Annotated in this window: 7 protein-coding genes; 2 read left to right on the top strand and 5 right to left on the bottom strand. The window is 70.0% G+C overall.

What is annotated here, in order from left to right:
* Positions 1 to 106 precede the first annotated feature (106 nt).
* The 4 genes from N866_RS13770 to mobF all read right to left on the bottom strand — a co-directional run bounded on the left by N866_RS13770 (position 107) and on the right by mobF (position 5,131).
* A complete protein-coding gene (locus tag N866_RS13770; RefSeq protein WP_052023061.1) occupies positions 107 to 1,876 on the bottom strand; it encodes an ATP-binding protein in 1,770 nt (589 codons plus the stop codon).
* A 97-nt stretch (positions 1,877 to 1,973) separates the two neighbouring features.
* The gene (locus tag N866_RS13765) at positions 1,974 to 2,216 is read right to left on the bottom strand and encodes a helix-turn-helix domain-containing protein (protein ID WP_034227319.1); all 243 of its coding nucleotides are present in this window, start codon (positions 2,214 to 2,216) and stop codon (positions 1,974 to 1,976) included.
* 25 nt (positions 2,217 to 2,241) lie between these two features.
* The gene (locus N866_RS22620) at positions 2,242 to 3,402 is read right to left on the bottom strand and encodes an ATP-dependent DNA helicase (protein WP_052023060.1); all 1,161 of its coding nucleotides are present in this window, start codon (positions 3,400 to 3,402) and stop codon (positions 2,242 to 2,244) included.
* Positions 3,403 to 3,463: 61 nt separating this feature from the next.
* Entirely contained in the window at positions 3,464 to 5,131 is a 1,668-nt protein-coding gene (gene mobF, locus N866_RS22615; protein ID WP_281173256.1) for a MobF family relaxase, read from the bottom strand.
* A gap of 434 nt (positions 5,132 to 5,565) precedes the next feature.
* On the opposite strand from mobF, the gene N866_RS20530 reads away from it, so the two are divergent.
* Positions 5,566 to 6,075 (top strand): helix-turn-helix domain-containing protein, encoded by a 510-nt coding sequence (locus N866_RS20530; RefSeq protein WP_034227316.1) that lies wholly within the window; start codon positions 5,566 to 5,568, stop codon positions 6,073 to 6,075.
* Positions 6,072 to 6,422 carry a HepT-like ribonuclease domain-containing protein gene (locus N866_RS19995; RefSeq protein ID WP_052023058.1) on the top strand — a complete coding sequence of 117 codons (351 nt, stop codon included), beginning with the start codon at positions 6,072 to 6,074 and terminating at the stop codon, positions 6,420 to 6,422. The genes N866_RS20530 and N866_RS19995 overlap by 4 nt, the downstream gene beginning before the upstream one ends.
* Before the next feature lie 1,321 nt (positions 6,423 to 7,743).
* Here N866_RS19995 and N866_RS22130 read toward each other — a convergent pair.
* Positions 7,744 to 8,038: hypothetical protein (locus N866_RS22130; RefSeq protein WP_216699453.1), on the bottom strand; the 295-nt coding region annotated here is incomplete at its 5' end.

Here is an 8,038-nt window from a genome sequence, read left to right as displayed (position 1 = left end):
GGCCGGACGCCGATCCTGCGTGAAGTCTCCTAGTAGCCGCCGTCCGCGCGCCGGCGCGGACGAAACGGCGTGTCATCACACCGCGATCGCATTGGGGAATGGGGCGTCAGGGCGTTCCAGCTCCTTCTTCGAAGAGAGTGGGGTTGGCGTCCAACTTCTTCGCCGGCGTGCGGCGTCGCACACGAGCCGGGAGGCTCGGCCCCGGGCCGTACGTGACCCCGGGGCCACGCGACGCGTTGGACGTCTTGACGAGCAACCCACGCTCGACGAGGTCCGCGAGGATTCGCGACGTCGTGGGTGTGTCGGTGTCAAGGACCAGACGGACCATGCGGGCGTTGATGGAGCCCGCCTCACGGAGCAGTTCGACCACCTTCGTGTCGATCGAGTCAGCAGTGCGGCGGCGATAGGTGACCGCCGTGCCCAGCGCACGGAGGGCCGCCTCCCGCAACCGGTAGTTGGGTTGGGAACGGCGGCTCGTCTCCCGGGTGGGCTCGACGAGGTCGAACGGCTCGGCCGCGAGTCGGCCGAGAACGGTCTGGACCTCAGCTGGGGGCTTCTGGAGCAGTGGCGACAGACCGGATGCGTTCACCGAACGCGACTGCAGGAGACTGAAGAGCACAAGCATCGTGTCCGCGTCCTCGTCGCTGCGGTCGGGGAGTGTCTTCACGAACGACGCGAGCTGTCTGTTCGGTGCGCCACCAGTGAGGGTCACGCGGACACTGGCCCCATCGGTCTCGAAGGTCGGCGGCTGATGTCCCATCCCAGTCATCGCGGCGTACATGCGATCTACGCCCGCGCCAGCGGTCTCGCCTAGACCCAGTTTGCGGATTGCTTCAGCGAGCCTGGGGTTCCGCGTGCGGGATGACGCGGTCAAGACGTTGTCCGGTGTCACGCCGCTGACGAACGTGCCCGGTGAGGTCACGGCGAGGCGCGTCGCGGTGTGCTCGACGACGACGCGACCCGGATCGCGGTACTCGCGGTGCATGACGGCGTTCACCAGAGCCTCGCGGATCGCTCGAGGCGGAAGATCGGCGACCTGGACTTGGACCAGAGGCGAGACGTCGATGGACGTCGTGTCGGTCCTGGCCGAAACAAGGTCGAGGACGCGGGCGAGTGACGTCACCGCCGGACCGGCGAGCTGCTCATTAGCGGTGAGGTCACCCGCTGGCGTGCGCCGGTGGATGTAGGCCAGATGCACCCGCCCCGGCTCTCCACCGACGAAGAGCAGAGCACCAGCCCGGTTGAGCTTGCCATTCGGCGTGACGACCCCCAGCGCGCGGAGAAGGTCGGCGTCGCTGAGCTGAGCGAAGTCGCGGCGCGTCGGATCCGTAGCCTCGCGTAGGAACTGACGTGCCGTTGTCATGGCGAGCGGGTCGACGGCCGAGAGGGCGAGCTCTGTCGGCGAGTCGGTCCAGTCCTCGCCGCGCCGTTCGGCGACAAGCCGAGCGATCTGGTCTGCGGACATCGGCTGGCATGAGGTCGTGAGGCGCTTCCGGAACTGACCCCCCACAGAGTGGACTGCGGCGCTCTCTGGGACTGAGATGACAAGGAGCCGGACGCCGTCGACCTCCTGCGGTCGGACATCGACAGTGAGGTGGGGCACGGTCTTCTGGAAGACAGCGAGGCGTACATCCGCCTCATCGAGGTCGCATCCGACGAGGGCTTCGGGTCCGGCGGAGGGATCGGCGACCCCGACCACGACCGCGCCGCCTCGGTGATTAGCGAAGCAGGCGGCTGCTTCGGCGAGGTCCTTGAGCGTGTCCGAGACGCTGCGGCCCACCGTCTTGAAGTCGAGGGTTTCGGATTCGCAGTCCCGCGCGGTGGACCCTGCGAGTACGGCGCGAAGGGCCGCGTCGACCTCGGCGTCGCTGCGCACAGTTTCCTCCAAGTTTTCGCAGAGCCGTCGCGTGAAGGGTACTGCAAAACTCTGGGAAACTCGGAGCTGTGAACCGCGGAAGCCGGGCGGTGCGCTTCTACCCGCGCCACCCGGTGGCGTCACGGCGCGAGCCGAGGCGCGGGACCACGCGTGCGGGGCGGAGGAGGTCCTCGAGGTCGGTGCGGCGGATGCGCACGACGCGGGCGCCGACCTTGACGGCTCGGAGGTCGCCGTCCGCGATGAGCTTGCGGATGAAGCGCTCGGTGACGGCGAGCTCGTCGGCCGCCTCGGCGACCGTGAGGAACGGCCGGCCCGTCGAGCCGGTGGCGATGGATGACATGGCGCTCCTTCGGGTGCTCGGTCGGTCACCGTGATGGAGCAGGTGGCCGGTGGACCGGTGTCGCGGTGGGCGCTGCGTAGGCCGGTGGGGCCGACCACGTGTAGTCGTGCGGCGCCCGGAGCGTGGGCACCGGCAGCGGGGCCGGCTCGCTCGGGTGGTACGACTCCCAGGTCTCCGTCGCGGTCGTCTCGGCGTGGGACGTGGCGAGGATCCCGTCGAGCACGTCCCGGTACGACGTCGCGACCGACGGGCTCGCCGGAAGGCACTCGTCGTCGGCGCCGTCCGTGACGACGTACACCCGGTTGCGCTCACGCCCGCGCGACATCGCGACGCACAGGTCCTCCCGACCCATCCCCGGCGCGGCGAGGGTGTGCGTCTCGTCGACCGTCATCCCCTGGGTCCGCGCGGTGCTTGTCGCGTAGCCGAGCTCCACGTTCTCAGCGACGTACGCGGCCGGGAGCACCACTGCCGCGCCCTCGTCGGTGCGGCCTGCGGCGTCTGCCGGCCGAACCCGCAGCGCACCGTCTCCACGCACCGCCACGACGTCCCACAGGTTGCCGTTGCGCACGAACCCGTCGGGGGTGTGCAGCCGCCGGTGGTTCCGCCGCGTGACGACGCGGTCGCCGACGCCGGCCACCAGCCCGTCGTGCAGCTCCACGCCACCGGTGCTGACCGCACCGAGTCGCACGCCGTCCGCGCGCGTCATGGCGTTGAGTTCGCGCACCGTACGGTTGTCGGCGGCCTGGAGCACAGCCACCCGCCCTTCCGCGGCGGCCGCCAGATAACCGCGGAGTGCGGCGTCGAGCACCTGCTCGCGTGCCCCGCCGACGAACGCGCCGTGAGCGTCGTAGGCGTCGAGCGCGGCCGACTGCCCACGCCGGAGCTGCAGGCTCGCGCGCGCCTCCCACGGGTGCCGGAACCGGCGCAGGGAGGTGAGCTCCGCCGTCGGCCCCCGCCTGGCGAGCATCCCGAACGCACCGCCCGCATCGACGGATCCGCGCTGCAGGTGGTCCCCGACCAGCAGCACCTTCGCGCCGGCCGCCTGGACCTGGTCGACGACGACGGCCAAGGTGCGGGTGTCGGCGAGCGAGGCCTCGTCGACGATCACGAGCTGCCGCGACGCGGGCGACCACCGACCCGCCTCCCGACGCAGCGCCACGGCGTGCCCGTCCCGGCGCCAGTCCATCCCCGTGGCGGCGAGCGTCGCCTCGATCGCAGCGTGGGCTCGGCCGCGTGCGCGGGCGCCGTCACCGACGGTCGTAGAGCCACTTCGCCGTCGTCTCGCACGGCACGCCGAGGGCGGCCTCGAGCGCGCGGGCGGCGGTCGCCGACGGCGCAAGCCCGATGACGGGACCGACGTTCTCCGTCCAGAGCTCGGCCAGACCCGCCAGCGTCGTCGTCTTGCCCGAGCCGGCGGGTCCGACGAGGGCGTCCAGCCGCCTGCCGGAGGTGAGCACGGCGCGGACCGCGGCGCGCTGGTCGCGTGCGAGTCGTGCGAGCTGGTGGTGCGCGCGGTAGCGGGGGTTGTCGATGAGCTGCGGGTCGATGGTTGCCGCGCCGGGCGCCTCGCTGGCGTCGATGAGTGACTTCTCCGCCGCGAGCAACTTGGTCGACGTGTAGAGCGCCTCACCGACGCGGACCCGGTCCGGCTCCCGGGTGTCGTCGAGATGGACGCACCGGGCGGCGGCGGCGGTCGTGACCTCGTTGAGCAGTCGCAGCCGCTCGGCCGGCGACGCCATCCGCAGGGGCAGCGTCGCGCGGGCCGCGGCCGCGCCGAGGTTCCAGGTGGTCCAGACCGACCGGCGCGTGGCGACGTCGTCGAGCACAGCCGCAACGACGACGGCGCGCACCTCGGCGCCGATGTCGTGGGCGCGGAGCCCCCGGGCGTAGGTACCGGCCAGGGCTCGGGCGGCCAGGTCGCGCGGTTCGACGCCGGTAACTGCGCGGGCTCGGTTCGCCCACTCGGCGAGGAGGTCGCGCAGTGGCCTGACCACCTTCGGCGGTCGCGTCGACCGGGTCAGGTACTGCCGCGCACGGGTGGTCTCCACGCGTGAGGGGCTGCGGCCGTGCGACGCGGCGAAGTCGGCGGCCCATGTCTGCTCGGCGCAGTGGATCTGCTCGGCGCGGTTCGAGAAGGCGGCCAGCAGCGCGTCGCCGACACCCTCGAGCTCGAAGGCGGGGTTGCGGCGCTCGCCGCGGGAGCGGTGGGACCAGCGCACGGGCAGGCGTCGGGAGAGCTCGTCGGCGAGGAGGCCGTCGTAGAGCGCGGAGACCGTGACGGTGGCGGCGTGGACGGTCTTGCCGTCGAGGGAGCGCCAGACGCCGTCGGGTCCCTGGACCTTGTTGGCGAGCACGACGTGCGTGTGCAGGTTCGGGTCCCCGGCGCGGGAGTCCCAGTGGTCGAACGCGGCCGCGAGGACACCGCGCGTCCGGACCTGACGGCAGCCCGCATGCCCGACGCGCGTGCGGGCCACGGTGCGGTCGACGAACTCCAGGGCCTGGTCGACGGCGGCGCGGTGTGCGGCGTGGACGGCTGCACGGGTGGCGTCGTCGCCGAGCGCCCAGAGGACAGAGGCGGACTTGGGGATGGTGAAGGTGAGGTCGTAGCCGACCACGGGACGGTCGGCGCGGCCCGGGTAGGGGCGACCGAGTGGCTCGCGGGTGAGCGGGTCGTGGCCGTCGCGGAAGACGGCGGCCATGGCGGTCTCGCTGACCGGGGTGTCGCGTCGGAGTCGGCCCGTCGCGTCGTCGCCGATGCCGGCGAGCCCACCACCGAGCCAGCGCCCGGGCGGGTTGCCGGTCGCCTCATAGTAGGCGACGAGCGAGTCAGCTGGCCCGAGGCCGGCGTCGCCCGCGGCCACATGCCGGGTCAGGTACCTGTAGCCGTCGCCGGCCAGCAGCTTGTGCATCGACATCACCGGGACCACCTCCTTCCGCCGTCGACCTCCGTTATCAGCAGGTGTGCGGAAGGGAGGGAGAAGATGTGTCTCCCCGCCTGCCTGAGGTCGAGCGGTCGACGCCAGAGTGGTCAGGGCCGATAGCCGGATCGATGACGGGATGGCGCCGTCATCGCCGCAGCGATGACGGGATGACGTCGTCGATAGCGTGACCGATGACGCGGCGCACCGGAGCGCCTGGTGTCATCGGTCGAGCTGTGGGCGTCATCGCGTGGGCGTCAACGCGTCGGCGCTGGGCTGTCATCGGCAGCCAGTGCGGAGCGCCCCCCGGCGCTCGTCTCGTTCAGGTGACCGGGTGACTACTGAAGTTCTCATGTGAGTACTTCAGTACTCACATGGGCAGCTTCGAGGACCGACCATGGCTGTCATACCGGTAGCAGTATGCTGGATGCATGGACGCCGCGACCCTCATCCGCACGACGCGCGAAGCCGCCAGGTTGAGCCAGGACGCGCTGGCGGCGCGAGCGGGGACGTCGCAGCCCGCGGTCTCGCGCTACGAATCGGGCGCCAGTTCGCCGTCGGTGGAGACGCTGGACCGGCTCTTGGCGGCGATGGGGGCACGGCTGGAGCTGCGAGCCGCGGCCGCTCCGCGTCGCCTCGACGTTCGTACGCCGCGGATGGCAAAGCTGCGGGCGAACCGGGACCGCGTGCGCCGCATCGTTCACCGGCACGGGGCTTCGAACGTGCGGATCTTCGGATCGGTGGCGCGGGGTGAGGACGGCCCCGGGTCCGACGTCGACCTGCTCGTCGACCTCGACGTGCGTACGCACGGCTTGCTGCCACTCGGCGCGATCGCGGACGAGCTCTCCGCACTCCTGGGCGAGCGCGTCGACGTCGCGCCGGCCAGCGCTCTGGCGCCGCATGTCGCCGACGCTGCGCTCGCCGAGGCGGTGCCGCTGTGAGCCGATCGGAGCGGCACAGGCTGGGCGACATCCTTTCGGCGGTCGAAGCAATCGACCGGGCTGAGGCTGTCGCGCAGAGACACGCCGAAGACGACGGAGTAGCCGAGGTCGCGTTGGCCGCGACTCAGTTTCATGTCTTCACCATCGGCGAAGCCGTCAAGGCGCTTCCGCGGGAGGTCAAGGACCGGCAGCCCGACGTTCCGTGGTCGGACATCGCACGGATGCGCGACTTGATCGCTCACCACTACTACAAGCTCGACGCGACAATCGTCCGCGCCACGATCGGAGGCCCGCTCGATCGCCTGCGTGCCGCGTGTGAAGCGCTGCTCGCCGGCACCACCGACTGACTGCGAAGTCGGGTCCGAGCATCGTGCCGATCAGCCTGGAGGGCGATGACGGGCCGTGACTCTGTTTGCACCCGCGGTGCCCATGACGGCTCGAGTCCTGGGGAGTTGGTGTAGCGCCTGGTGGGTCAGGCGGTCAGGGCCAGCGGCGGGTCGGTCACCTCCTCTTGGGCCCACTCGTCATGCTGCTCGGCCAGGACGGCGCCGACCAGGCGGATAACCGAGGGATCACGACCCCCCGACCGACAGAGGCGACCACCTCCGCGTCATCGCCTGACGCTGCGCCCCATCGGGATGCCAGCTGCCAGACCAGGTTCAGGCCCCTGGGCTCGGTGGCGAGCACACGTCTGCGCCGGGCGGCGTGCTGGGGGCGTTCGCCCTCGTAGACCGCCTCCAGCAGGAGGCCCCCTTCCCGCCGCGGGCGCATCACCGTGGAGAAGCTCGTCGTGACTGTACACCGCCCCGACCTTGCAGGGTCCACCCGGCGTGTTCCAGAGCGTGTCGTCGGGCCGCGTCCGCGCCCTCTCGCGCACCGGCCTTCCAACGGCAGCACGCTGGCGGCGTCGCCATGTCGATCGACGATGACGTTGGGAGGGGAGAACCTCAAAGGGTCCCGCCACTAGGCCTAGCCCGCGAGGTCTGCCGCGTACGCAGGGGGTGTCTAACCATCCTCGGCGAGCGGGCGCCGACCATGAGCCCTATCTGGTACAGGCGACCATGCCTGCCATCGCCTCTCCCACTTCCATAGCTTCAAGTAATCGGCCGCAAGCCGATCGGCCGCTGTCAAGCGTCGGACCGTCCTCCAGCTTGCCCCCGGGATAGTGGAGACCAACTCTCCGCGGAGGGTGAGACGTTCAACGAGCCCCCCCTCTACAACAGCACAAAGGAACTTGGCCATGATAAGACCTTGCTCCTGTTCGCCAACTGCACGATCCGGATATCCTTCGGGTGAAGCGAAGTGACGCGTTCCAAGGCCTGCGAGGATGTCAACGCCTCCTCGATGGACATTGATCTCGAGGGGCACTGCGTTATCAGGCTCACCCGGTGCCTCGAGGCGAGTCGCTACCAGAAGGGGGTTCGTGGAGTTGGGCATCGCGCGAGCCGGAAGCTCGATGCGCGCCCCAAACTCTACGACCAACACTGCTGCGAAGTGTGCCGCGATCGCATGGAGCAGTCGCGTTTCGCTAACTGATTCCTCCCGGAGCGGGCCGCAATTGAGCCAGCTCAGAACTTCTTCCGCCAGTGGGCCCGGCGCCATCCTCTCCAGAGTCGCAAGGAGCCCGTCGAGGCCTTCCTGGGGGCGACCTTCGGGTAACATCTCACCTCACGCGGTTCGGCCGATTCGGAATCCGTAACTAGCGTAGCTGGTCTCGACGTCTCCGGTTGGATTTCCGGACTCGTTTTCGATCGGCGTTAGATAATAGATGTGCAGAATCGCGAGCACAGACTCATCGCCGACGTCGAACTGAAAAGACTGCTCCCCCCCTACCCTGCTTACCGTGCAGTCAGGCAATGAGTGAAGACAAGTGAGGCTCCGTCCCGGCTCAACGGGTATGCCGTCGCCGCCGAGCCGGTGATACAACGAGACATCAAACTGGCTCATCGCAATCGAGGGTGTA

The sequence above is a fragment of the Actinotalea ferrariae CF5-4 genome (assembly GCF_000603945.1).
Classification (GTDB): domain Bacteria; phylum Actinomycetota; class Actinomycetes; order Actinomycetales; family Cellulomonadaceae; genus Actinotalea; species Actinotalea ferrariae.
The sequence above is the reverse complement of the archived record's forward strand: the minus strand, read 5'-3'. Positions and strand labels throughout refer to the sequence as shown.

What these genes read in the sequence shown, in the direction of transcription:
- N866_RS13765 (WP_034227319.1), bottom strand. Translation starts at nt 2,216, where the DNA reads ATGTCATCCATCGCCACCGGCTCGACGGGCCGGCCGTTCCTCACGGTC.
- N866_RS22620 (WP_052023060.1), bottom strand. Translation starts at nt 3,402, where the DNA reads ATGGACTGGCGCCGGGACGGGCACGCCGTGGCGCTGCGTCGGGAGGCG.
- mobF (WP_281173256.1), bottom strand. Translation starts at nt 5,131, where the DNA reads ATGTCGATGCACAAGCTGCTGGCCGGCGACGGCTACAGGTACCTGACC.
- N866_RS20530 (WP_034227316.1), top strand. Translation starts at nt 5,566, where the DNA reads ATGGACGCCGCGACCCTCATCCGCACGACGCGCGAAGCCGCCAGGTTG.